23 protein-coding genes are annotated in these 23,640 nt (G+C 72.4%); 10 read left to right on the top strand and 13 right to left on the bottom strand.

The window, feature by feature from the left end:
* Positions 1-151 precede the first annotated feature (151 nt).
* Together FB388_RS15880 and FB388_RS15875 are read right to left on the bottom strand one after the other, a co-directional pair.
* On the bottom strand, positions 152-919 hold the full coding sequence (locus FB388_RS15880) for a DUF5753 domain-containing protein (RefSeq protein ID WP_142101672.1): 768 nt from the start codon (positions 917-919) through the stop codon (positions 152-154).
* 19 nt (positions 920-938) lie between these two features.
* Positions 939-1,205, bottom strand: a complete 267-nt coding sequence (locus FB388_RS15875) for a hypothetical protein (protein ID WP_142101670.1) — start codon at positions 1,203-1,205, stop codon at positions 939-941.
* A gap of 276 nt (positions 1,206-1,481) precedes the next feature.
* Here FB388_RS15875 and FB388_RS15870 point away from each other — a divergent pair, with 276 nt between their 5' ends.
* Complete coding sequence (locus FB388_RS15870) at positions 1,482-1,673, top strand: helix-turn-helix domain-containing protein (RefSeq protein WP_246121958.1); 192 nt, start codon at positions 1,482-1,484, stop codon at positions 1,671-1,673.
* Here the strand turns inward: FB388_RS15870 and FB388_RS15865 are convergent.
* The 5 genes from FB388_RS15865 to FB388_RS15845 all read right to left on the bottom strand — a co-directional run bounded on the left by FB388_RS15865 (position 1,670) and on the right by FB388_RS15845 (position 7,127).
* Entirely contained in the window at positions 1,670-2,977 is a 1,308-nt protein-coding gene (locus FB388_RS15865; RefSeq protein ID WP_142101668.1) for an MFS transporter, read from the bottom strand. The two genes, FB388_RS15870 and FB388_RS15865, sit on opposite strands and share 4 nt — an antisense overlap.
* Before the next feature lie 61 nt (positions 2,978-3,038).
* A complete protein-coding gene (locus FB388_RS15860; protein WP_211361936.1) occupies positions 3,039-4,076 on the bottom strand; it encodes an amidohydrolase family protein in 1,038 nt (345 codons plus the stop codon).
* 5 nt (positions 4,077-4,081) lie between these two features.
* Positions 4,082-4,786 (bottom strand): nuclear transport factor 2 family protein, encoded by a 705-nt coding sequence (locus FB388_RS15855; RefSeq protein ID WP_142101666.1) that lies wholly within the window; start codon positions 4,784-4,786, stop codon positions 4,082-4,084.
* 18 nt (positions 4,787-4,804) lie between these two features.
* Positions 4,805-6,259 carry a carotenoid oxygenase family protein gene (locus FB388_RS15850; RefSeq protein WP_142101664.1) on the bottom strand — a complete coding sequence of 485 codons (1,455 nt, stop codon included), beginning with the start codon at positions 6,257-6,259 and terminating at the stop codon, positions 4,805-4,807.
* Positions 6,260-6,353: 94 nt separating this feature from the next.
* A complete protein-coding gene (locus FB388_RS15845) occupies positions 6,354-7,127 on the bottom strand; it encodes an IclR family transcriptional regulator (protein WP_142101661.1) in 774 nt (257 codons plus the stop codon).
* A 56-nt stretch (positions 7,128-7,183) separates the two neighbouring features.
* Here FB388_RS15845 and FB388_RS15840 point away from each other — a divergent pair, with 56 nt between their 5' ends.
* On the top strand, positions 7,184-8,551 hold the full coding sequence (locus FB388_RS15840; protein WP_142101659.1) for a replication-associated recombination protein A: 1,368 nt from the start codon (positions 7,184-7,186) through the stop codon (positions 8,549-8,551).
* A gap of 24 nt (positions 8,552-8,575) precedes the next feature.
* On the opposite strand, the gene FB388_RS15835 is transcribed toward FB388_RS15840, so the two are convergent.
* Entirely contained in the window at positions 8,576-9,199 is a 624-nt protein-coding gene (locus FB388_RS15835) for a TIGR03086 family metal-binding protein (RefSeq protein WP_142101657.1), read from the bottom strand.
* A 51-nt stretch (positions 9,200-9,250) separates the two neighbouring features.
* Here FB388_RS15835 and FB388_RS15830 point away from each other — a divergent pair, with 51 nt between their 5' ends.
* From FB388_RS15830 to FB388_RS15810, 5 genes are all read left to right on the top strand, one after another.
* Positions 9,251-9,679, top strand: a complete 429-nt coding sequence (locus FB388_RS15830) for a MarR family winged helix-turn-helix transcriptional regulator (RefSeq protein ID WP_246121957.1) — start codon at positions 9,251-9,253, stop codon at positions 9,677-9,679.
* Between the two features lie 71 nt (positions 9,680-9,750).
* Positions 9,751-11,916 (top strand): alpha-galactosidase, encoded by a 2,166-nt coding sequence (locus tag FB388_RS15825; protein WP_142101655.1) that lies wholly within the window; start codon positions 9,751-9,753, stop codon positions 11,914-11,916.
* Positions 11,913-12,851 carry a carbohydrate ABC transporter permease gene (locus FB388_RS15820; protein WP_142101653.1) on the top strand — a complete coding sequence of 313 codons (939 nt, stop codon included), beginning with the start codon at positions 11,913-11,915 and terminating at the stop codon, positions 12,849-12,851. The genes FB388_RS15825 and FB388_RS15820 overlap by 4 nt, the downstream gene beginning before the upstream one ends.
* 11 nt (positions 12,852-12,862) lie before the next feature.
* On the top strand, positions 12,863-13,795 hold the full coding sequence (locus tag FB388_RS15815) for a carbohydrate ABC transporter permease (RefSeq protein ID WP_142101651.1): 933 nt from the start codon (positions 12,863-12,865) through the stop codon (positions 13,793-13,795).
* Positions 13,795-15,150: an ABC transporter substrate-binding protein gene (locus tag FB388_RS15810; protein ID WP_211361935.1), complete on the top strand. Its 1,356-nt coding sequence runs from the start codon at positions 13,795-13,797 to the stop codon at positions 15,148-15,150. Before FB388_RS15815 ends, FB388_RS15810 begins: the two co-directional genes overlap by 1 nt.
* Here FB388_RS15810 and FB388_RS15805 read toward each other — a convergent pair.
* The 3 genes from FB388_RS15805 to FB388_RS15795 are packed head-to-tail and all read right to left on the bottom strand — an operon-like array spanning position 15,137 to position 18,975.
* Positions 15,137-16,333, bottom strand: a complete 1,197-nt coding sequence (locus FB388_RS15805; RefSeq protein WP_142101647.1) for an ROK family transcriptional regulator — start codon at positions 16,331-16,333, stop codon at positions 15,137-15,139. The genes FB388_RS15810 and FB388_RS15805 overlap by 14 nt on opposite strands.
* A 57-nt stretch (positions 16,334-16,390) precedes the next feature.
* The gene (locus FB388_RS15800) at positions 16,391-17,758 is read right to left on the bottom strand and encodes an FAD-binding protein (RefSeq protein ID WP_142101645.1); all 1,368 of its coding nucleotides are present in this window, start codon (positions 17,756-17,758) and stop codon (positions 16,391-16,393) included.
* Positions 17,755-18,975, bottom strand: coding sequence for an arginine deiminase (locus FB388_RS15795; RefSeq protein WP_142101643.1), 1,221 nt, complete (start codon positions 18,973-18,975; stop codon positions 17,755-17,757). The genes FB388_RS15800 and FB388_RS15795 overlap by 4 nt, the downstream gene beginning before the upstream one ends.
* Positions 18,976-19,025: 50 nt before the next feature.
* On the opposite strand from FB388_RS15795, the gene FB388_RS15790 reads away from it, so the two are divergent.
* A complete protein-coding gene (locus FB388_RS15790) occupies positions 19,026-19,481 on the top strand; it encodes an Lrp/AsnC family transcriptional regulator (RefSeq protein ID WP_142101641.1) in 456 nt (151 codons plus the stop codon).
* A gap of 30 nt (positions 19,482-19,511) precedes the next feature.
* Positions 19,512-19,715, top strand: coding sequence for a hypothetical protein (locus FB388_RS15785; protein ID WP_142101639.1), 204 nt, complete (start codon positions 19,512-19,514; stop codon positions 19,713-19,715).
* 293 nt (positions 19,716-20,008) lie between these two features.
* Here FB388_RS15785 and FB388_RS15780 read toward each other — a convergent pair whose 3' ends face one another.
* Both FB388_RS15780 and FB388_RS15775 read right to left on the bottom strand, forming a co-directional pair.
* Positions 20,009-21,403: an HNH endonuclease signature motif containing protein gene (locus FB388_RS15780; protein WP_142101637.1), complete on the bottom strand. Its 1,395-nt coding sequence runs from the start codon at positions 21,401-21,403 to the stop codon at positions 20,009-20,011.
* A gap of 111 nt (positions 21,404-21,514) precedes the next feature.
* Positions 21,515-22,435: a hypothetical protein gene (locus FB388_RS15775; RefSeq protein WP_142101635.1), complete on the bottom strand. Its 921-nt coding sequence runs from the start codon at positions 22,433-22,435 to the stop codon at positions 21,515-21,517.
* A 158-nt stretch (positions 22,436-22,593) separates the two neighbouring features.
* On the opposite strand from FB388_RS15775, the gene FB388_RS15770 reads away from it, so the two are divergent.
* Positions 22,594-23,604: a sigma-70 family RNA polymerase sigma factor gene (locus FB388_RS15770; protein ID WP_142101633.1), complete on the top strand. Its 1,011-nt coding sequence runs from the start codon at positions 22,594-22,596 to the stop codon at positions 23,602-23,604.
* Positions 23,605-23,640: the final 36 nt, after the last annotated feature.

The following is a 23,640-nucleotide window of genomic DNA, read 5'->3' as shown; positions in this document are numbered from 1 at the left end:
AGCGGCACCGACAACCGGGAGAACGGTCCCGCCGCCCGCGATGATCGATGCGAGCAGCACGCTACAGCGGGCGGGAGCGCAGTGATGTGCTTCCCGTTCCCGGTTGGTCGAAGAGAGCGAGCTCCTGTTCAACCGTGCCTCGCCCACAGCGCTACCTCGGGCCCGCGTACTGCTGTGCCACCCGGGCCAGGAGCTCGCGGGCGTCGTCGCCATGTAGCGCCGCGGCGTCGAGGCGGGCGAACAGGCCGTCGAAGTGTTCGACGTCGGCTGCGTCCGTGAGGAAGGAGGTTCCGACCTCGGTGGCGACGGACACCACGCGGTCGTACATGTGGAAGGCCGCGGGCGGCGCGAACGGCTTCGGTGTGGCGAGGTCCACCACGCCGAGCCGGACGGTGGGCAGCTCTGCGGCGGCGACCAGGTGCTCGATCTGGGCGTGCATCGTCTCGGCCGAGCCGAGGGCCCAGCGCACGGCGGCCTCGGACACGAGGAGGTGCCACGACCTGCCGGGCTCGTTCAGCATGGCGGTGCGGGCCCGCCTCGCCGTCCACCACTCCGGGCCCGGGTCGCCTTCGCCGTCCCCGGCGAGTAGTGCCGCCGTGTACCCGGGTGTCTGCAGCACGCCGGGAACGAGGTTCGGCTGCCACGCCCGGATCACGGTGGCATCCCGCTGGTACCGCTCGATCCGCTCCTGGACGGCGGCCGCGACCCGGACCAGCGCGACCCGTCCCGAGACGTGTTCCGCGGAACGCGCCCTCGCCAGCTCCACCAGCCGCTCGCGTTGCTCGACGCCGGCGCCGAGCCGCTCGGCGTACCGTCCGGCTTCCTCGGGCGACAGCGGGATCCGGCCCCGCTCCGCGCGGCTGATCTTCGCGGCGTAGATGAACGCGCCCAGCCGGCGCTCGTCGAGCAGCTTTGTCATCACACGTCCTCGGTATGTCTCATCGCCGGTGGCGGCCGCGAGACTGGCGCTTCGCACCATCGACGGCCAACTCGATCGACGAGCGGCGACGCTGCGGACGGGTCACGCGGAAGGCGATCATCCCACCGATCGCGGCCGCGCCCGCATGCGTGAGCGCGAGCAGAGCGATCGAGCTCACCAGCCGCGGTGCGCTCGGATCGTCAGAGCCGCTCGGGCGATCCGGTTCAGTGGACAGGGCGCAAAGAGGTGTGGTGTCCCCGTCCCGGGGAGGCCGCACGTTCTGCATCGGCCGGCGGTATCGGGCACGTGATCTCGCAGGAGCGCCGCGATCAGGTCGGGCATCTCGGCCAACGCAGCCGTGAACGGGTCGGTAGGTTCGCGCACGGGTCTCGTCCCTCTCAGAAGGGTCGAGATCAAGGGCCGTCGCAGGTGTGCCAGCACCTTCGTCGGCCCGACTGGGCAGAAACGTCGCAAGTGCTAGCAAGCATAGCTGATCACACGTATTGGTCGCGATCGTTTCAGCAGCAGCCAACTGCCTGGATTTGGTGCATACGTTGCACACGTGCCTTCGGAGGAGCTGCTGACGACAGGAGAGACCGCCAAGCGTCTCGGGCTGTCCCGCAGCACCCTGTGGCGCTACGTCAAGGCCGGGCTGATCGAGCCGGACCTGGTGACCGCAGGCGGGCACTTCCGGTTCGACCCGGAGCACGTCCGCCGCCAGCTCCGTGCGCTCCAACAACGCGGAGACGGCTAGCGCACTCCCCGGATCGGCCGCACCGCCAGCGCTCCGACCAGCATGAACAGCCCGCCGGCGAGGAACAGTGCCGGATAGTTGCCGCTCGGTGCGCCGGGCACGACCGTGCCGTCACCGATGGCCAGCACGAGCGGTGCGATCGCCGGGGCGAGCAGGTTGGGGAAGAGGCTCGCGATCGTGAACAGTCCCATGTTCTTCGCGGCGTCGGTGCGGCCGGCGGGGAGCAGGTCGGTGGCCATCGCGAGGTCGACGGCGACGTACACGCCCTTGGCCGCGCCGAGGAGCGTGACGCCGACGAGGAACATCGGGAGCGTCTGCGAGATCCCGGCCACGGCGAAGCCGAGCGCCCCGAGGCAGGCCGCGGCCGTCACGAAGATCTTGCGGCGCCCGGCCCGGTCGGAGAGGTAGCCCGAGATGAGGTTGGCCGCGATGCTCACCCCGTTCTCGAGCAGCAGCACCCCGAACATGACGGCGGCGATCGACGCGGGCGGCACTCCGATGCGGGCCAGCAGGAAGTAGGTCTGGTAGACGATCAGGATCGTGATGCCCATGAACACCAGCAGCCGGCTGACCCAGGTCCAGGCGAAGTCGGGGTAGCGGCGCGGGCTGGACCAGAAGCTCGACGCGATCTCGCGCACCGACAGCCGCGGCTGCGGCCGCCCGTCGTGGACCCGGTCGGGGAGCACGAGGCACAGGAACCCGACGGTGATCGCGGCGAGGCAGATCGGGGCGAGCAGGCCCCAGGTCAGCGACGTCGCGTTGAGCGTGAGCAGGCCCGTGCCGAGCGTCGTGGCGGCGCTCTGGCCCATGCCGATCAGCCCGCCGATCCGCCCGCGCTGCCGGCGGGGCACCTGGTCGGGCAGCACGGCGGTGATCGCGGCGAGCAGGGCCTGGATCCCCAGCTGCGTCACCGCCCACCCGAGCACGAGCATCGGGACCGACGGTGCGGCGGCGACGAGCAGCAGCCCCAGCCCTCCGGCGACGATCCCGCCGAGCATCCACGGTCTGCGCATGCCGAACCGGGACCGCGTGCGGTCGGACAGCCGGCCGAACAGCGGGTTCCCGATGATCCCGAATACCGCGCCGACCGCGGCCACCAGCGAGAGCGTGGCGCTGGCGCCGCCGGGGTCGATCTCGCGCACGCGCAGGGCGAGCGTGACCGCGGCCGGCGTGAGGATCGCCGACCAGGCGCACAGGTTGGCCACGACGAACGCGACCAGCGCCAACGGGCGCAGGCCGGGCTCGTCCGATGCGCTCGACGGCGGCACTCCCGTTTCGGCGGCACTCATGTCGGCAGTGCTCACGGCTGACTCCACGACGGGTCGGCGGGCCGGCCGCGCCGGTCCGCTGGGGATGGGAGGGGGCTCAGACGGTCAGGTGGAAGAGCCGGGTGGCGATGCCCTCGAAGAACTCGCGCAGCTCGACGGCGTCGAGCGGGAGCTCCTCCTGGTGCCGCACCTCGTCCGGCACGTACTGGTACGGGTAGTCCATCGCGTAGAGCACGCGGTCGGCGCCCACGACGGAGCGGACGAACATGATCCCCGGCTGCCAGGCCATCCCGCTGGTCGTGTACCAGACGTTGCGGCGCAGGTAGTCGCTCGGCCGCAGCTGCAGCGCCTTCATCGCGGGGTAGCGGCCGGACGCGACCTGCGCGGCGTGGAAGTGGTCGATCCGCGGCAGCCAGAACGGCAGCGCCTCGCCCAGGTGCCCCACGACGAGCCGCAGGTGCGGGAACCGGTCGAACACACCCGAGGTGATGATCCGCAGCAGGTGCATCCCGGTCTCCACGGCGAACCCGTAGATCGCGCCGTCGAGCCCTGCCTCGTACAGCGGCTCCACCATGCGGTCCGTCGGGGTGTTCGGGTGCAGGTAGACCGGCACGTCGAGGCGCTCCGCCGCCTCCAGGACCGGCCAGAACCGCTGGTCGTCGAGGTAGGTGCCCTGCACGTGGGAGTTGGCGATCACCCCGCACATCCCGAGCCGGGTGACGGCGCGTTCCAGTTCGGCGATGGCGGCATCGGGGTCCTGCCAGGCCACCGCTGCCAGTGCCGTGAACCGGTCGGGGTGGTCGCGCACGGCCTGCGCGGCCACCTCGTTGGCGAGCGTCGCCATGGAACGGGCGGTGGCGGGATCGAGCACGTTCGTGCCGGGCGAGGTGAGGGCGAGCACCTGGTGGTCGATGCCGGCCGCGGCCATGTCGGCGAGGCGTTCGGCGCCGAGGTCGGCCAGCCTGCGGACGACGGAGCGCGGCCGCTCCGCCGTGCTGCCGAGGTAGAAGCCCCACAGGCTCTGGAAGCCCTTGTCGCCCTGCCCGTCGCGCAGCATCCGGCGGTAGCACTCCAGGAGCTCCGCCGGGGCGAACGCCTCCTCGGTGGCGATCCGCCGGTACGTCGTCACGTCCACGGCTGTCACTTCCACTGCTGGCCCGTCACGGGGTGCGGGTAGTGGAACGGCAGCACGTCGGTGGCCGGGAAGAACGCGAAGTCGGGCAGCAGCTCGTCGGGGCCGAGCGGGTCGTCCGGGAACGTGGTCGTCGGGATCATGTGGTTCATCGGCTCGGTGCGCGCCCAGCCCTTGGCGTAGTCGGCGTGCCAGAACGGGTGGTAGTGCAGCTCCTGGATCTTCCAGACGCCGTCCTCGACGACGTAGGTGTTCTCGTAGACCCCGCCCTCCCACCACTGCTCGAACGAGGTGCGCCCGGCCAGCTCGGATGCGGAGTGGTGCACCCCGGCCTGCATGAGCGCGCGGATCCGCGCCTTCGCCGACCGTGCGTCCGGCGCGACCGTCACCACGTCCTGCAGCATCGGGTGGTCCAGCAGGAACCCGGGGAGCGGCCCGTTGTGCCCCCGCGTGAAGCGCTCCCGGAACCGCTGCAGGTACAGCCGTTCCACCCCGGCGCGCCCGCGGTAGCGCCCGCCGATGAACACCACCTCGCCGTCGCGGGCGAACAGGTCCACGACCTCCTGGTAGAGGCACTTGTCGAGGTAGTAGCCGTACTTGTGGTGCAGCGTGCGCACCTCGTGCCGCGCCTCGGTGACGGCGAGGCGGCGCGCCAGCTCGTCGACCGTGCGCCGCAGCTCGTCGATCTCCGTGGTTGCCTCGGTCGTGGACATCGGTGAACTCCCTCGTTCTCAGGCGGTACGGGCGGCGAGCTCGCGGCTGCTCACCCAGTTGCCGTGCAGGCCGCGGCGGACGCGGATGGGAAGCGCCACCGTGGCGACGGGCGGGCCGTCGAGCCGCTGGGCGTCGAGGATCACCAGGTCGCTGCGCATCTCCTGGTGCCGCCCGACCACCACGAACACGTAGCCGTGGCCCTCTGGCGCGTCGTCGTTCCCGGGGACGAAGAGCGGCTCGGCCACCGAGCAGTCGTCGCCGGGGTAGAAGACCTGCGGCGGCGCGGCACCGGTGGTGTCGAACGCGCCGATCCAGCGGAAGCCGGCGCCCGGCCGCGGATCGCCGGGCACGTGGTTCAGCGCCAGGAACCCGCGCCGGTAGGGCAACGTCTCGAAGCGGTCGTCCATGCGCGGGAACTCGCCTGCGACGTCGGTGAGCCGTTCCTCGGTGAAGGTCCCGCTGTCGGACCCCATGTCGACCGTCCAGCGGGACAGGTGGCCGCGGGCGCGCACGGGGTCGTACGGAGCGCCCGTCACGTCCGGGAAGAACGGGAAGAAGTTGCTCTGCCCGACCGGGGTCTCGATGTGGATGCGGCGCCCGTCGTCCCACGCGCCGAGGATGTGGCTCGCGAACCGGTTGGACCCGCGCAGCCAGCGCACCTGGTCGGCGCCGCCCTTGCGCGGCAGCACACCGAGGTACACCTCCCGGTCCGGGTCCCACTGGAAGTGCGGCTGCCGCTCCTGGAGCCAGGCGTACTCGCTGCGCATCGGGATGATCGGGAAGACCACGAAGTTCTGCGTGACGGCCCAGTCGTGGACCATGCTCGAGTACGGCGCGCGGACCCACGTCTCGTGGACGATCCGGCCGTCCGGGTCGGCCTCGTAGTAGGCGATGTCCGGCGTGGTCTCGCCCTTGGCGGCGTAGCCGAAGAACACCATCTCGCCGGTGCGCGGATCCATCTTGGGGTGCGCGGTGCACGTCTGCGACGTGAGCGTGCCCTCGAAGGTGTACTCGCCGATCGTCTCGAGCGTCATCGGGTCGAGCAGGATCGGAGCGCTGTCCTCTTTGGACGCGTACAGCCTCCCGCCGTGGTAGAAGACGTTCGTGTTGCCCAGCCCGCGAGAGATGCCGGCGACCGACGGGTCGTCGGTCAGCGGGTTGCGGTAGGCGCCGAAGAGCGCCCGGCCCGCCTTCGCCTCGGCCTCGTAGCGCGGTGTGCGCACGTAGCGGCTGCGGAAGTCGACCCGGCCGCCGTGGAAGCGGAAGTACATGGCCATGCCGTCGTCGTTGAACGTCGGTACGTCGGGGAGGACGGCCGGTGGCCACTGCCGGTCGGTGACCACGCGGTAGTAGGTGCCGGACAGGTGCTCGGGCACCTCGCCCTGCACCACCTCGAGGCCTGCGATGTCGGCCTCCACGCGCATCGGCGCCTCGAACGCGCTCGCGCCGTCCCGCTGCGGGAACCTGGTCATCCGCGGACACCCCCTCGTGTGGTGACCCCCACCACAGCCGGGTCTACGGGACGGCGACAAGCGCGCGCGACGGCCTTTCCCCGATGTGGAAAGGTCAGCTGCCCCGGATCCGCTGCTGGATGAGCGACGCGGCCTCGATCACCGCGGGTGCCAGCGCGCGCAGCCGGGTGGCGGTGCCCAGCCGCGCCATCGGTGCGGCGACGCACACGGCGGCGGCCGGCTCACCGGTCCCGAGCAGCACGGCGGCCCCGAGCGCGGCGACGGACGGGTCGGTCTCGCCGACGTTGGCCGCCCACCCGCGACGGCGGATCCGGGTGAGCTCGCGCTGCAGGTCGTCCCAGTCGACGATCGAGCGCGGGGTGCTGGCCACCAGGTGCTGGCTCGGGTAGCGCTTCCGCAGCGCCGCCGGGGTGAGCGCGGCGAGCATCGCCTTGCCGCCGGACGTGCAGTGCGCGGGCATCAGCAGTCCCAGCCGCGAGCTAACGCGCACCGAGTGCGGTCCTTCGAGGGACTGCACGAACCGGGTGTGGTGCCCTTCGAGGATCGCCAGGCTCACCGTCTCGCCGACCTGCTCGCGCAACCCGGCGAGCACCTCGGCGCCCGCGTCGCGCAGCGACACGGCGTTCGAGCCGACCACGAGCGTGAGCTCGTGCAGCGCGGGCCCGACGGTGTACGGCCCGCCGACGTGGTCCTGGCGGGCGAAGCCCTCGCGCACGCAGGTGGCGAGCAGCCGGTGCGCGGTCGAGACCGCGACGTCCAGCTCCCGCGAGACCTCGGTGACCGTCACCGAGCCGCGCCGCGCCAGCAGCCGGACCAGCGCGAGGACGGCTGACGCCGAGCCGATCGCCCCCCTGGCCGGTTTCCGCACACCGGAACGATAGGCACCCGCGGAAGTTGTCGGACCGGAGTGGCAGGCTGGAAGGGATGACTACCGAGGCGGACGGGCTGTTCGAGCTGGAAGAGCCGGACCCGATGCCGCCGGTCGACGAGGCCGGCGCGCGGGCCACGGCGCCGCTGGCTGTCCGGATGCGCCCGCGCACGCTCGACGAGGTGGTCGGGCAGGCCCACCTGCTGCGCCCCGGCGCCCCGCTGCGCCGCCTTGTGGAGGGCGGCGCTGCCGCATCGGTGCTGCTCTACGGCCCGCCCGGCACCGGCAAGACCACGATCGCCCGGCTGCTCGCGGGTGTGGGCAGCCGCCACTTCGTCGCGCTGTCGGCGCTCTCGTCCGGGGTGAAGGAGCTGCGCGCCGTCATCGACGACGCCCGCCGCCGCCGCGACCACCGCGACCAGCAGACCGTGCTGTTCATCGACGAGGTGCACCGCTTCTCCAAGACCCAGCAGGACGCGCTGCTGGGCGCGGTGGAGGACCGGCTCGTGCTGCTCGTCGCGGCCACCACGGAGAACCCGTCGTTCTCGGTGGTGTCGCCGCTGCTGTCGCGGTCGCTGGTGCTGCAGTTGCAGTCGCTCACCGAGGACGACGTGCGGTCGCTGCTGCGCCGCGCCGTCGCCGACCAGCGCGGTCTCGACGGCGCGGTCACCCTCACCCCGGACGCCGAGGACGCGCTCGTCCGGCTGGCCTCCGGCGACGCCCGCCGCGCCCTCACGGCCCTCGAGGCCGCTGCCGACGGTGTCACCGGCACGGGTGCCACCGAGATCGACGTCCCCGCCGTCGAGCGCGCGGTCACCGAGGCCACGGTGCGCTACGACCGCCAGGGCGACCAGCACTACGACGTGATCAGCGCGTTCATCAAGTCGATCCGCGGCTCCGACCCCGACGCCGCGCTGCACTACCTGGCCCGCATGCTGGTGGCGGGGGAGGACCCGCGGTTCATCGCCCGGCGCCTGATGGTGCACGCCAGCGAGGACATCGGGCTCGCCGACCCCACCGCGCTCCAGGCCGCCGTTGCCGCGGCGCAGGTCGTCCAGCTGGTCGGCCTGCCGGAGTGCCGGCTCGCGCTCGCCCAGGCCACCGTCCACCTGGCCAGCGCGCCCAAGTCGAATGCCGTGATCACCGGCATCGACGAGGCGATGGCCGACGTGCGTGCGGGTGCCGCGGGCGCGGTGCCGCCGCACCTGCGCGACGGCCACTACGCAGGTGCCCAGAAGCTGGGCAACGCGGTCGGCTACCGCTACCCGCACGGCACACCCGACGGCGTGCTCGCGCAGCAGTACCCGCCTGATGGCCTCGTCGGTCGCGACTACTACCGCCCCACCACCCACGGCGCCGAGCGGGCGCTCGCCGAGCGGCTGCCCAGGCTGCGCCGCGTCGTGCGTGGGGAGCGACCGGGCTGAGCCGCGCGGTGCTGTTCCGACCGGCTACCGCCGGACCACGGGGTCGCCCGTCCACGCCGGGTCGCGGCCGACCAGAGTGAGGGTGCGGGTCCAGGGGTCCGCGCCGTCCGGGGCGGGGAGGGCGTGGGCGAAGGAGGCGCCGGGAGCCTCGCGGGACTCGTCGTCCGGGATCCGCTCGCACATGGCGAGCGAAGCGGCGACGGCCTCGGCGTCCAGCCCCGCCACGTAGTCGTCCTGCACGCCGAGCGCCGCGGCCACGTCCCAGCCGTGCACGAGCGTGTCCACCAGGTGCATCTGAACGACGATCCCCGCCGGCAGCCGGGCGTCGAACTCGGGCAGCAGCACCGGGTGCTCGGCACCCGCGGCGAACGCGGCCACCACCTCGTCGAGCCCGCGGCGCAGGGTCTCCGCCGGGGACGGCCCGAGCGGGCGCGGTGCGAACTCGGTCACCTCCACCTCGCCGCCGTCGTGCGCCGCCGACACGGCTGCTGCGAAGCCGTGGTCCTGTCCGGTCATGTGCTCCAGCAATGCGCGCAGGTCCCAGCCGGCACAGGGCGTTGGCAGGCCGAGGTCGGCGGCGTCGAGGCGGTCGAGGACGGGACGGATGCCGTCAACGGAACGGCGGTGCAGCTCAACGATGTTCTCCATGAGTAGATCGTCTACCACCGTTTATGATTGGTCAAGCGCTACCGTCGGGCCGTGAGCGAGCAGCGACACGACCTCGGCGCAGCCTTCGCCTGGCTCGCCCGAGCGATGATCAAGGCTGAGGAGCCGCTGCTGCGGGCCCACGACGTCGAGATGTGGGACTACGTCATCCTCGCGACGCTCGCGCGCGGGCCGGCGTCCACGCAGTCGGAGCTCGCGGCCGCATCGGGCCGGGACAAGACGAGGCTGATCCCGATCCTCGACCGCCTCGAGGCCCGCGGCCTGCTGCGGCGCACCCCGGACCCCGCCGACCGGCGCAACCGCGTCGTCGCGCTCACGGAGGACGGCCTTGCGCTGCTCGGCTCCTGCCGGGCGGCGATCCGGGAGATGGAGGCGGAGTTCCTCGCCGATCTCGAGCCCGGCGAGCGCGCCACCTTCGTTGCGGTGCTCGAGCGGCTCGCGGACTCGGTTCGCGACCGCTGAAACCTCCCGTTGACGCGGGATATGTTCTGCCGTAGAACTAAGCCCGCCACGACGAGGTGAACGGAGCGCCGATGACCCAGCCCGCCGCAGACCTGATCCACCTCCGCGCGGCGGGGGTGAGCGTGGTGCTCGGAGCGGGCGGCGGGCGGCTGCCCACGGTGCTGCACTGGGGCGCCGATCTCGGCGAGCTGACCGCCGCCGACCTGGGCGAGCTCGCCGGCGCGGGCGTGCCCTCCACCGTCCCGAACGACCTGGACCAGGTCACCCGCGCCGGGATCCTCGCCGAGCACGCCGCCGGCTGGAACGGCAGGCCGGGGCTCGCGGGGCAGCGCGCGGGCCGGGCGTGGTCACCGCTCTTCGCGCTCACCGACTTCGCCGTGGAGCACGACGCCGACGGCGGGGGCCGGGTGCACGCCACCGGCCGCGACGCCGAGGCGGGCCTCGAGGTGCGGCTGGAGCTGGAGCTGCTCCGGTCGGGTGTGCTGCGGCAGCGGGCCACCGTGGCGATCCCGGAGGACGCGGACGGCGAGCCCTTCGTGGTCGACGGGCTCGCGCTCACGCTGCCGGTGCCGCCGGTCGCGACCGAGCTGTTCGACCTCGCCGGGCGCTGGGGACGGGAGCGGGCGCCGCAGCGGGCGCCGTTCGTCGTCGGCATCCACTCGCGCGAGAACCGCCGCGGCCGCACCGGCCCGGACGCACCGCTGATCCTCGCCGCCGGCACGGAGGGCTTCGGCTTCACCGAGGGCGAGGTGTGGGCGGTCCACGTCGCCTGGAGCGGCAACCACGTGACCTACGCCGAGCGCCTCTCCACGGGCGCCGCCGTGCTCGGCGGCGGCGAGCTGCTGCTGCCCGGCGAGGTGCGGCTCGCGCCGGGGGAGTCCTACACCGGCCCATGGGTGTACGCGACGCACGCCACCGACGGGCTCGACGGCATCGCAGCCCGCTTCCACGCGATGCTGCGCGCGCGGCCCCACCACCCGGCGAACCCGCGACCCGTGGTGATGAACACCTGGGAGGCCGTCTACTTCGACCACGACCTCGACCGGCTCGTCGAGCTCGCCCGCGTCGGCGCCGACGTCGGGGTGGAGCGCTACGTGCTCGACGACGGCTGGTTCCGCCACCGCCGCGACGACCACGCCGGGCTCGGCGACTGGTACGTCGACGAGGGCGTCTGGCCCGACGGCCTGCACCCGCTGGTGCGCGAGGTGCGGGAGCGGGGCATGGAGTTCGGGCTGTGGGTGGAGCCCGAGATGGTGAACCCCGACTCCGACCTCGCCCGCGCCCACCCGGACTGGATCCTGCAGACCGGCGGCCGGATGCCGATCCCCGCCCGCCACCAGCAGGTGCTCGACCTCGCCCACCCCGACGCGTACGCCTACATCCTCGAGCGGCTCGACGCGCTGCTCACGGAGTACCCGATCAGCTACCTCAAGTGGGACCACAACCGCGACCTGGTCGACGCGGGGCACGGCCCACTCGGGGTGCCCGGCGTGCACGCCCAGACCCGCGCCGTCTACCGGTTGATCGACGAGGTGCGGGCCCGCCACCCCGGGGTGGAGATCGAGTCCTGCTCGTCCGGCGGGCTGCGCGTCGACCTGGAGATCCTGGAGCGCACGGACCGGATCTGGGGCAGCGACATGACCGACCCGCTCGAGCGCCAGCAGATCCAGCGCTTCACCGCGCAGCTGGTCCCGCCCGAGCTGGTCGGGTCGCACGTCGCCGCCCCGCACTCCCACTCGACCGCGCGCACCCACGACCTGTCGTTCCGCGCCGGCACCGCGCTCTTCGGCTCGTTCGGGATCGAGTGGGACGTCACCACCACCGGTCCGGAGGAGCGCAAGGAGCTCGCCGCGTGGGTGCAGCTCTACAAGGACGTCCGCGGCCTCATCCACACCGGCACGATGGTCCGCGCCGACCAGCACGACCCGTCGTTCGCGCTGCACGGGGCCGTCGCCCCGGACCGGTCCGAGGCGCTCTACGCGCTCGTGCAGCTGGCCACGCCGCTCACGTCGGTGCCGGGCCAGCTGCGGCTGCCCGGCCTCGACCCGGACCGGCGCTACCGCGTCACCCCCCAGGCCCCTGGCGACCGGCCGTCACTGCGGCAGCGGCACGCGCCGGAGTGGCTCGCCCGCGGGGTCGAGCTGCCCGGCCGCGTGCTCGCGGGGGCCGGACTGCGGGCACCCGCGCTCAACCCCGAGCAGCTGCTGCTCCTGCGCGTCACCGAGGTGACCCCATGACCACCACCGCCGTGCCCGCCGCGGGTGCTCCCGCCTCCGGTGCCCCCGCCGTCGCCCGCCCCGTCGGCCGCAACCGTGAGACCTGGGTGGCGCTGGGCTTCATCCTCCCGTCGGTCTTCGGGTTCGTCGTGTTCTACCTGTGGCCGTCGGTGCGCGGGTTCGGCCTGAGCCTCACCGACTACCAGTTCTTCTCCGACACGTCCTTCGTCGGGCTCGCCAACTACCAGCGGCTGCTCGGCGACGAGACGTTCTGGAACGCCATGCTGGTGACGGTCTGGTACGTCGTGCTCAACATCGGCTTCCAGACCGTGCTCGCGATCCTGCTGGCGGTGCTGCTGCACCGGCTCACCCGCTCGGTCGTGATCCGCGGGCTCGTGCTGGCGCCCTACCTGGTGGCGAACGTCGTGGTCGCGCTGCTGTGGTTCTGGATGCTCGACGCGCAGATCGGGATCGTGAACCAGATCCTGTCCTGGTTCGGGATCGGCCCGATCTCGTTCTTCGGCAGCGAGTCGTGGGCCATCCCGACGATCGCGTTCGTCAACACGTGGCGCCACCTCGGCTACACCGCGCTGCTGATCTTCGCGGGGCTGGTGATGATCCCGCGCACGCTCTACGAGGCCGGCCGCGTCGACGGCGCCAGTGAGTGGCAGATGTTCTGGCGGATCACCATGCCGCTGCTGCGCCCGGTGCTCGCGCTGGTGCTGGTCATCACCGTCGTCGGCTCGTTCCAGGTGTTCGACACGGTCGCGGTCACCACGATGGGCGGGCCTGCCGACGCCTCCCGGGTGATCCAGTACTACATCTTCGACCTCGCCTTCGAGCGTCTGGACTACGGCTACGCGTCTGCGGTGTCGGTGGTCCTGCTCGTGATCCTCTCCGTCATCGCGTTCGTGCAGCTGCGGCTGATGCGGGCGAACGAGTCGGACCTCGCCTGAGGAGCGCCACCATGGTCACCGTCGACACCGCAGTCGCTCCGACCAGCAGCACGCCGGGCCAGGAGGCGGGCGGCCTGACACCCGGCCGCGTGCTGGCGTGGGCGTGCCTGATCGCGATCATCGCGATCACGCTGTTCCCGTTCTACTGGATGCTGCGCACCGCGCTCTCCAACGGCACCACGCTCGCCACGGCCGGCACCTCGTGGCTGCCGGTGGACTTCACCTGGGGCGCGTTCCGGCGCGTGCTCGGGCTCGCCACCCTGGAGGAGGCGCAGGCAGAGGGCGGCACCGGGTCCGCCGTCGACTTCTGGGTCTACCTGCGCAACTCGGTGCTGGTGGCGTCGCTGATCACGGCCGGGCAGGTCTTCTTCGGCGCGCTCGCCGCCTACGCGTTCGCCCGCATGCGCTGGCCGGGGCGCGATGCGGTGTTCTTCGTGCTGCTGACGGCGCTGATGGTGCCGCCGATCTTCACGCAGCTGCCCAACTTCCTGCTGATGCGCGACCTGGGCCTGATCAACACCTACGCCGCGCTCGTGCTGCCGTTCTTCTTCATGACCCCGTTCGCCGTGTTCTTCCTCCGGCAGTTCTTCCTCGGCATCTCCCGCGAGATCGAGGAGGCGGCCCGGCTGGACGGTGCGGGCCACGTCCGCACGTTCTTCCAGCTCATCGTCCCGATGAGCTGGGGCCCGATCACCACCCTCGCCCTGCTGCAGTACGTGCAGGCGTGGAACGAGTACTTCTGGCCGCTGCTGGTGGGCAGCGAGCGCAGCGTCCGCACCCTGACGGTGGCGCTCGGCGTGTTCCGCTCCCAGACCCCGCAGGGCAGCCTCGACTGGCCCGGTCTGATGGCGGCCACGCTGATCGCCGCGCTCCCGGTGCTCCTGCTTTTCATCGCCTTCGGACGCAAGATCGTCGACTCCATCGGCTTCTCGGGGATCAAATGATGCGCAGGCTCACCGTCATCGCGACCGCCGTCCTCGTTGCGCTCCTGCCGGCCTGCACCGTGGAGCGCCCGCCCGCCGAGTCCGGGGGGTGGGACGACACCGGCGAGGTGACCTACTGGATGTGGGACGCCAACCAGCTGCCCGCCTACCAGCAGTGCGCCACCGACTTCGAGGCCTCCAACCCGGACATCGACATCGCGATCGAGCAGGTCGGCTGGGACTACTACTGGGGGCGGATGCTCACCTCGTTCGTCGCGAACTCCGCACCGGACGTGTTCGTCAACCACACGTCCAAGTACGGCGACTACACCTCCCGGGGGCTCATCGAGCCGCTCGACGAGCTGATCGCGCGCGACGGGCCCGACCTGTCGCAGTTTGTCGAGGGCACCGGCGACCTGTGGGTCGGCGACGACGGCAAGCGCTACGGCCTGCCGAAGGACTTCGACGCGGTCGGCCTCTTCTACAACGCGACGATGGCCCAGGACGCCGGCATCACGCCGGAGCAGATGCAGAACCTGACCTGGAACCCCCAGGACGGCGGCACCTACGAGGACGTGCTCGCGCGGTTGTCCGTCGACGTCAACGGGGTGCGTGGCGACGAGCCGGGCTTCGACCCGCGCAACGTCGCCACGTACGGGCTGGGGATCACCTACCCGCCCGGCGGTGGGTCGGGGCAGACGCAGTGGTCGTTCCTCACAGCGACGCTCGGCTGGAGCCACACCGAGAAGCCGCTGTGGGGCACCCGCTTCAACTACGACGACCCCCGCTTCCAGGACACGATCGCCTGGTGGCGCAGCCTCATCGACAAGGGCTACATGCCACCGGTCGAGCAGGCGGTCGGCAACGAGCCCTCGCAGCTCATGCAGGCCGGCCGGGTCGCGCTGGTCACCGAGGGCTCGTGGAACATCAGCACTTTCGCGAAGCTCGGCGGCATCGAGTTGGCCACGGCACCCACGCCGATCGGGCCACGAGGATTCCGGGCCGCGATGACCAACTCGCTCGCCGACTCGATCGCGGCCGGCTCGCCGAACAAGGGCGCCGCCTGGAAGTGGGTGCGGTACCTCGCATCGCCGGAGTGCCAGTCGGTGGTGGCGCAGGGCGGGGTGGTCGTGCCCGCCGTCGCGTCCGTGGTGCCCGTGGCCGAGGCCGCGATCGGCGCGCAGGGCCTCGACATCACCCCGTTCACCCGGCACCTGCGCGAGGGCACGGCGTTCCCCTTCCCGGCCGCGCACCACGCCGCCGACGTCGACTCGATCATGGAGGCCGCGACGGAGCGGGTGATGGGCGGCAGCGCCGACGTGTCGTCGCTCACCGCGGCCAACGAGGAGGTCAACGCCCTGTTCACGCAGGGCTGACGGCCGTGGTGGCGCGGCCCAGCACGTGCTCCTGCACGGCCACGGCCGCGGCCCCGCGCGCCCACTCGGTGAACGGGAACGGCCGCACGTCCAGCCGCACCGGGGCGAGCGGGGCCTTCCGGTTCTCCTCCAACGCGGCGTCCAGCGCAGGACGGGCGACGTCGGCGAGGCCGATGCCGTCGCCGGTGAGGATCACGAGCTCGGGGTCGATGAGGTTGGCGATGTCGGCCACGAGCACGCCCAGCGCCCCCGCGGCCTCGTCGACGACCCGGCGGGCCGCGCCGTGGCCGTCCGCCGCGAGCCCGATCGCCTCGGCGTAGGTCACCGGACGGCCGAGCGCCTGCGCGACGGCTCCGGAGATCGCGCGGGAGGAGACGAGCCCCTGCGCACAGCCGCGGTGCCCGTCCTCGCAGACCACCGAGCTCACCACCGGGCGGTGCCCGATCGACCCACCGCCGCCGTGCGCCCCCTCGACCACCAGGTCGTGCACGACGATCCCGCACCCGACGCCCGCGCCGATCGTGATCACGAGCAGCGACTGCAGGCCGCGGCCGGCCCCGAACCAGTGCTCGGCCGCGGTGAGCGCCCTCACGTCGTTGTCGACGACGGCGGGCAGGCCGGTGGCCTCGTGCAGCAGGCCGGCCAGCGGGACCCGCTCGTGCCAGCCGAGGAAGTGGGCGCGCGCGACGTCGCGCCGCTCGACCACGAACCCGCCGATCCCCACGCCGAGGCCCGCGACACCGGGGTGCTCGGCCTGCAGCAACCGGGCGACGTCGGCGGCGGCACCGGCCACGGCCGCCGGATCGGTGCCGGGCAGCGGGCGGGTGTGCTCGGCGAGGACGTTCGCGCGCAGGTCGGTGACCACGGCGAACAGCGTGTCCCCGGTGATCTTCATGCCGACGAAGCGGCGCGGGGAGGGCCCCACGTCCAGCGGCAGCGACGGCCGGCCGGTGCGCACCGCCTGGTCGGCTCCGTTGTCCGGGCCGCCCTCGACGAGCAGCCCCGCGTCCACCAGCGGGCGGGTGAGGCGGGTGAGGGAGCCGGGGGACAGGCCGAGCCTGCGGGCCAGCTGCGCGCGCGGCAGCGGGCCGAACCGCAGCACCTCGACGGCGACGCGCTGGTGGCTGCCGTCGAGTTCGCTCCAGTCGACGGAGGGCGGAGTTTGTTCCGCGACGGAAGTCACCTAATGACCATAGCGAACCGTTCGGCGCGTCGCCGGGAATTCACCCGCGGCGACGCCTCACTCGGGGGCCGGCGAGCCGCCGGAGGGGAGCGGCGGCCACCCCACGCTGCCCGGGGTGAGGATCCCGGCCGGGTCGTAGCGGCGCTTCAGCGCGACGAGGTGCGGCCACCGGTCGCCGTAGTGGGCGGGCCAGTCGGTGGCGTCGCTCGGCACGGTGCCGATCGGGTAGCGCGCACCGCCTGCGGCGAGGGCTCGGTCGAGCAGCCGGCGGTTGCGCTCCAGCATCGCCGCGGCGAAGCCGGCGTCCGCGTTCGGCGGGCCGGCAGTCATCACGGTGAACAGGTGGACGAGGTCGCTCCCGTCCGGATCCGGCAGCCGCAGCGACGGGCGGGTGAGCGCGGCCCGGTGGTGGGTGTAGAGCAGCACGAACCCGCCCACGCCCACGTCGGCCGGGCCCAGCTCGGCGAGCGTCGCGCCGACGACCTCCTCGACCCGCGAGTCGGGCAGCCACACCGTCAGCCACGGCTTGGGTAGCGCGTCCCAGCCGATGGCGGTGCGCAGGCGGGCCACGGCCTCGTCGATGCGCGTGACGTGCTCCAGGTACTCGACTTCCCGAACCTCGGCTCCGGCCGGAGGGTCGAGGACGCCGTCGAAGGCGAAGGCGTTCAGGTGGTGCACCTCGCCGACCTCGCCCGGCCGCCACCAGTCGCCGAAGACCTCGGTGGCCTCGCCGCCCCGCGCCAGCGCGCGCAGGTCGGTGAGGAGCGCGGGCAGACGGGTGTGGGGGAGTGACCAGCCCCGCACCGTCGCCGGCGCGGGCACCAGGCCCACCGTGGCCTCGGTGATGATCCCGAACTGGCCGAGCCCGGCGAGCACGGCCTCGAACAGCTCACCGTCCACCGTGGGCGAGCAGCGGCGCAGCTCGCCGTCGCCGGTGACGACCTCCAGCTCGCGGACGTGGTCGACCTGGGCTCCGGCCGCGACGGCAGGCGGGACACCGCCCACGGACAGGGTGCCGCCGACGGTGAGGGCCAGGTATCCGGTGGCGGCCGGGATCGCGAGGCCGTGCGTGGCGGCGGCGCGGGCCAGCTCGAGCCAGGTGGTGCCGGCCCCGACCGTCGCCCGATCAGGGCCGATCGCGCGGACGCCCGTCAACGTCGCGGTGTCCACCACGACCCCGCCGGGCACGAGCGACTGCCCGCCGGTGGTGTTCCCCAGCCCGCGGGCCGCGACCGGGACGTTGTGGCGCCGGCAGTGCGCGACCATGCGGGCCACGTCGGCCGCCGAGCCGGGACGCAGGACCGCGGCCGGCACGCCGGTGCTGATCCGGCCGGCATCAAAGGCGTAGCGGCGGCGGGTGGCGAGGTCGACGTGGAGCGAGCCGTCGAGCAGGGGGACGCCTGCGGTGACGTCGGCCGGCCTCACGCCGCGTCGCGCAGGACCGGGCAGCTCATGCACCGCGGCCCGCCGCGGCCCCGGCCGAGCTCGCCGCCCGGGATGTCGAGCACCTCGATGCCGTTGCGGCGCAGGAATCGGTTGGTGGTGACGGTGCGCTCGTAGGTCACGACCACTCCGGGCGCGATCGCGAGGGTGTTGCAGCCGTCGTCCCACTGCTCGCGCTCCGCGGCGTGCACGTCCTGCACCGGGGTGAGCACGCGGATCGCCGGCAGCCCGAGCGCGTCGGCGATGGCGCGGTGCATGTCCTCGGGCGGGTGGTCGACCAGGTCCAGCTCCTTCTCCGTGTCGCCGGGCCGGATCGTGTACGCGGGCAGCATCCCGAGCCCGGCGTACTGCGTGAACGTCTCCGGGTCGACCATCGTCAGCACCGTGTCGAGGTGCATGAACGCGCGGGCCTGCGGCATCCGCAACGCGACGATCCGGTCCACCTCGCCGCCGGCGAAGAGCTGGCGCGCCAGCCGTTCCACGCCCTGCGGGGTGGTGCGCTCGGACAGGCCGATCAGCACTGCGCCGTCCCCGAGCACGAGCATGTCGCCGCCCTCGGTGGTGGCCGGCCCGTTGACCGCACCGGCGGACCAGACCGCGTAGCCGGCGCCCGCGAAGTACGGGTGCCAGCGGTAGACGGCCTCGTAGTGCACCGTCTCGCGCATGCGGGCCTTCTTGCGCATGCTGTTGATCGAGACGCCGCCGTAGAGCCACGCCGACGTGTCGCGGGTGTACAGGTGGTTGGGCAGCGGCTCGAGCACGAAGTCGTCGGGGTCGAGCACGTGGAAGGCGATCGACCGCGGCTCCGGGATCCGGTCCAGGACCTCCCGCTTCGTGATGCCGCCGACCAGGTGGTCGGTGAGCGTGTCCGGGTCCATCGCGTCGAAGCAGTTGCGCAGCGCGTCGATGGCGAGTGGCCCGTACACGCGGTCGTCGAAGATCCGGTCCAGCACGTACTTGTGCGCCTCCGGGATCTCCAGCGTCGTGCGCAGGAGCTCCCCGAACAGGTACACGGTGACGCCCCGGTCCCGCAGCAACGCGGCGAACCGGTCGTGCTCCTCCTGGGCTCGGGCGACCCACAGGACGTCGTCGAACAGCAGCCGGTCCTTGTTGCCCGGCGTGAGCCGCTTCAGCTCGAGACCCGGCCGGTGCAGGATCACCTCGCGCAGGACGCCCACCTCGGAATCCACCCGGTACATGCGCCACATCCTGCCGCGTCCGGCCCGGATCCGCGGGGCACGATGGGCTGGTGCAGCTGGACCGTCTGGACGAGGACATCATCGCGCTGCTGGTCGAGGACGCCCGCCGCAGCTACGCGGAGCTGGGGGAACGGATCGGCCTGTCGGCATCGGCGGTGAAACGTCGCGTCGACCGGCTACGGGCGGGCGGCGCGATCACCGGTTTCACCGTGCGCCTCGACCCGGGCGCGCTGGGCTGGACGGTCGAGGGCTACGTCGAGCTGTACTGCCGCAACTCCACCGCGCCCGGCGTGATCCGGGCGGCCGTCGACCGGTTCCCCGAGGTCGTCGACGCCAGCACCGTCTCGGGTGACGCCGACGCGGTGCTGCGGATCCTCGCCACCGACATGCGCCACTTCGAGCAGGTGCTCGAGCAGATCGGCGCCCAACCGTTCGTCGCGAGGACCAAGTCGGTGCTGGTGCTCTCCCCGCTGCTGCGCCGCGCGTCCACCCCGCCGCCGCACTGACCGTCGCCACCGGCGTGGGACGCTCGGTGCATGAGCGTCCTGGTCGTCCTGATCGGTGGAGCCGCGGACGGCCGCGAGTTCCGCGTGCCGGACGACGACCCCATCGCGACCTCGGGCTTGATGGCGCTGCCGGAGTCCGACGAGCCGGCGGGGGAGACGTTCACACTGCTGCGCTACCGGTGGGACGGCTCCGAGCGCGGGGACGGCGCGCGCCGGTTCCGGCTGGATGGTTAGAGACCTTGCGTGGGCGCGCCGTTCCCGGCTCGGGCCTCCCGGAGGTCGGGACGTGCCCTTGCCTCGTGGTGTGTCCTCCGGTTTGCGTCGATTCCGCGAGTCTGGTGGGCGGCGGGGTTGGCACAACAGCCGAATATTGTGGTTGCTCTGGTGGCCGTTCCCGGCTTGGGGGCACGCCGTTTCCGACGAGACCGTCTCTGCCGGGTGCCTGCGCGACTGTCCTGTGGTCGCGTTCCCCCTTCGCAGTTTGGTCTTCGAGTCCTGTCGGGTGCGTTCCGCGGAACGCTCTGCCTTCAGGCTGCGGTCTTGATCCAGTGCGGCAGCAGCGCGTCGAGGATCGGTTCGAGGTCGAGGCGCTCGCCGTACCAGTTCGGGGTGAGTGTGGTGCGGTTGATGCGTAGTCGGGCTCGGGTGTTCATTTCGATCAGGTCTTCGGTGTTGCCGGTCAGCGGTGTGGTGTGCGTGGGTATGGCGGTGCCGTTTGGGCGTAGGAACTCCCACCGCCCGGTCGAGCGCCGGATCCGGTAGCTGTGGTCGTGGATCAGGGTGTGGTGGAAGGTGCAGATCAGGAGCAGGTTGTCGGCATCGGTGCGGCCGCCGTGCAGCCAGTGCTGGATGTGGTGGGCGTGCAGGTGGCGGGTGTGGGTGCAGCCGGGGAACTGGCATCCCTCGCCGTCCCGAACGGTGAGGGCGGCGATCTGGGCTGGGGTGGCCAGGCGCCGGGAGCGGCCCAGGTACATCCGGTTGCCCGTGCGGTCGTTCAGCAGGACCTGCACGCGGGCATCGCAGGCGAGGCGTTCCGCGGTGGAGGCGGGCACCTCCGGGCCGCCCTGTAGGCGTGCTGCGCCGGTGCTGGCGTCGAGGTGCACGATCACCTGCGCCGGTCCGCGCTGAACCGCCGGCCCCGACTCCTCATTTGCGGTCCGGCTGACCAGGGTGAGCAGGGCATCGGCCCGGCGGGCGGCCACTCGGTCCGCTGCTGGGCCGGGTTCGTGTTCGCGGGCCTGCTGGTCCAGGTCTTTCGGTGCAGGTTGGCTGGGATGGCGTGGCGGGGGGCTCGGCGGCGCGAGGGCCTGGATGGCGGCGATCAGGGTGGCGCCGGCGTCGGGGGTCAACCGGGCGCGCAGGATCAGTGAGCCGTCCTCGTCCCAGTGCCAGGTCAGGGATCGGCGGGCGGCGAGGTCTTCGGGTGGGGTGTGGCGGCGTCGCACCGCCCGCACGACCCTCTCCACGTGGCTGGCGGTGCCGTGCAGGGCGATGTTGAGCAGTACTTGTTCGGCGGTGGCCGGGTCGGTGACGGAGGTGTGGTGCAGATCCGAGGCCGCGGCGGCGATCCGGGTCAGGGTCGCGGTGTCGGAGCCGGTGATCCGGGTGATCGCCCGGACCTTCGAGTAGGACACCCGGCCGGCGGCGAAGGCCTCGGTGATTTGCGGCAGGTTCCGCAGGGCGTGGGCCACGCGCAGGTGTTCGACGGCGGTGCGCAGGCTCATGCCGGCTCGCCAGGACAGCCAGTGGGCGCAGGAGCGGATGCCGTCGCCGGTCCAGCCGTTGCGGTGGTCGAACTCGGCCAGCAGTTGCAGGAAGCGGCATTGTGCGGCGGCGAGGTGTCCGGCCAGCCCGAGTAGTTCTGATTCCAGGTCGGGGAGTGGCATGGTGTGCAGTGGGGTGGGGAGCGGGATGACCGACACGGAAACCCTCCTGGGGTCGAACTGATGTTCGACTCTCAGGGTGGCATCCGGGTCCGACAGTTCCTGTCCCGCAGGAGCTGGATCGCGTTCCGCGGAACGCGGCGGCCCCGGCTACTTGCGCGGTACGGCGGTCTCGACGTGCATGCCCTCCGCATTGGAGAGGATGACCACGCGTGAGTGGTAGTCAGGGCTGGCCGGCGAGACGAGAAGGAACCATCTGTCGTTGGCGTAGGTGAGCAACTGTGCGCCGCTGTAGCGGTAGGCCCACTTGCCCTCGGGCGTCTCCGTCCGGCTCGCGGCGACGTTCGCGCCGGACAGGTCGAGTGGCGTGCCGCTGAAGATCGTCACCACGGCGAGGCCACTGGGATCCTGGTCGATCGCCGCCGCGCCCTTGCGACCGATGTCCTGGGCATAGGTGTTGGCCAGCGAGAAAACGGCCAGGCCGATGACGATGAGACCGAAGACGTTGGTGGCTGCGCCGAGCACTCCGGATCGTGTGAAGGTGGCCGAGCCGAAACGCAGGAGGACGAGCGCGCCACCGGCGGCCAGAACGATCCACGCATCCGGGGGCGCGGCGGCGACGCGGGCGTGGTCCAGCACCTGGAACAAGCCGATCAGGACGCAACCCGCCCCGACGATCGCCAGACCTGCCGGTATCCAGCCACTCGATGCTCCACCGAGCCCGAGCAGCGCCGTGACGGCCCGGTCGAGTGCGATGAGTACGCCGGCGACGATCGCGAGGATCACCACTGCGCCCAGCCCCACCTGGCCGCTTCGCAGGATGTAGCCCTGGGGCCCGAAGCCGAGCATTCCCGGGTCGATCCCGAAATACGTGAAGAAGGCCCTCGTGCGCACCCAGCCGATGTACAGCAGCAATGCCCCGACGACCGTGACCGGGGCGAACAGTGAGGAGAGTGTCGTCACGTCGTGCGCAAGCGTTCTGCGCTGCTGGCTGTCCCGCGTACCCCGTGTTCGGGCCGGCGGCCGCACTCCGGCGACGCGGGCTCGACGCCCGCGGACCACCGCCGTCATTCGTCAGCTTCCTGCGGCGTCGGAGGGGGAGGGCCCGCGGGGAAGTGGGCAGCAGCGGGCTCGCTCCACGTAGCGATGCTGTTACCGCTCGCACAACCGGTAGCCGGGCGCAGGCGGTGTGAGCATCGACGTCGGTGCGGGAGGCGACAATCGGCGGTGTGAGCGAGCAACGTGCGTCGACGGCGACCGACGACCTGGCCCGGGCCCGCGAAGGCGACGACGCCGCGTTCACCCGGCTCGTCGCACCGCTGCGCCGGGAGCTGCACGCCCACTGCTACCGGATGCTCGGCTCGGTCCACGACGCGGAGGACGCCCTGCAGGACGGGCTGGTGCGTGCGTGGAAGGCGCTGCCCACCTTCGAGGGCCGCAGCTCGCTGCGCTCGTGGCTCTACTCGGTGGTCACCCACGCCTGCCTCGACGCTGCGCGTCGCCGGGGCCGTCGCGCGACGCCGGTCGACCTCGGTCCGGCGAGCGATCACGTCGTGGCCGACTCCGTGCCGCGCACCGACGTCGCGTGGCTCGAGCCGTACCCGGACTCGATGCTGGCCGACGTGCGCTACGAGCAGCGCGAGGCGGTGGAGCTGGCCTTCGTCGCGGCGTGCCAGCACCTGCCCGGCAACCAGCGGGCGGCGCTGCTGCTGTTCGACGTCCTCGGCTTCTCGGCCGCGGAGATCGCCGAGATGATGCGCACGTCGCGGGCCTCGGTGAACAGCGCGCTCCAGCGCGCCCGCGCGGTCGTCGCGGAGAAGGTCCCGCCCCGCACGCAGCAGCAGACGCTGCGGGAGCTGGACGACGCGCGGCTGCGCGAGATCGTCACCGGCTTCTCAGGGGCGCTGGAGCGCCGCGACACCGACGGCCTCGTCGCGCTGCTCACGGAGGACGTCACCTGGACGATGCCGCCGCTGCCGCACTGGTACCAGGGCCTGCCCGCCGTCATGGACTGGGCGGTGCACGTGCCGCTGGGTTCCTGCGGGGCGTGGCGGCACCTGCCCACGGGCGCCAACGGTCAGCCCGCGGTGGCCTGCTACCTCTGGGACGACGCGGCGGGCGCGCACCTCGCGTGGGCGGTCAACGTCCTCACGTTGCGCGGTGACCGGGTCGCGGGGGTCACCTCGTTCCTCGGTCACGAGCAGGTCAGGGCGTTCGGTCTACCGGCCGCCCTGCCGTGATCCCTCGGCCGGGCGATTGCGCTCGAACCGAGCGCG

This window comes from Pseudonocardia cypriaca (assembly GCF_006717045.1).
Taxonomy (GTDB): Bacteria; Actinomycetota; Actinomycetes; order Mycobacteriales; family Pseudonocardiaceae; genus Pseudonocardia; species Pseudonocardia cypriaca.
The sequence above is the reverse complement of the archived record's forward strand: the minus strand, read 5'-3'. Positions and strand labels throughout refer to the sequence as shown.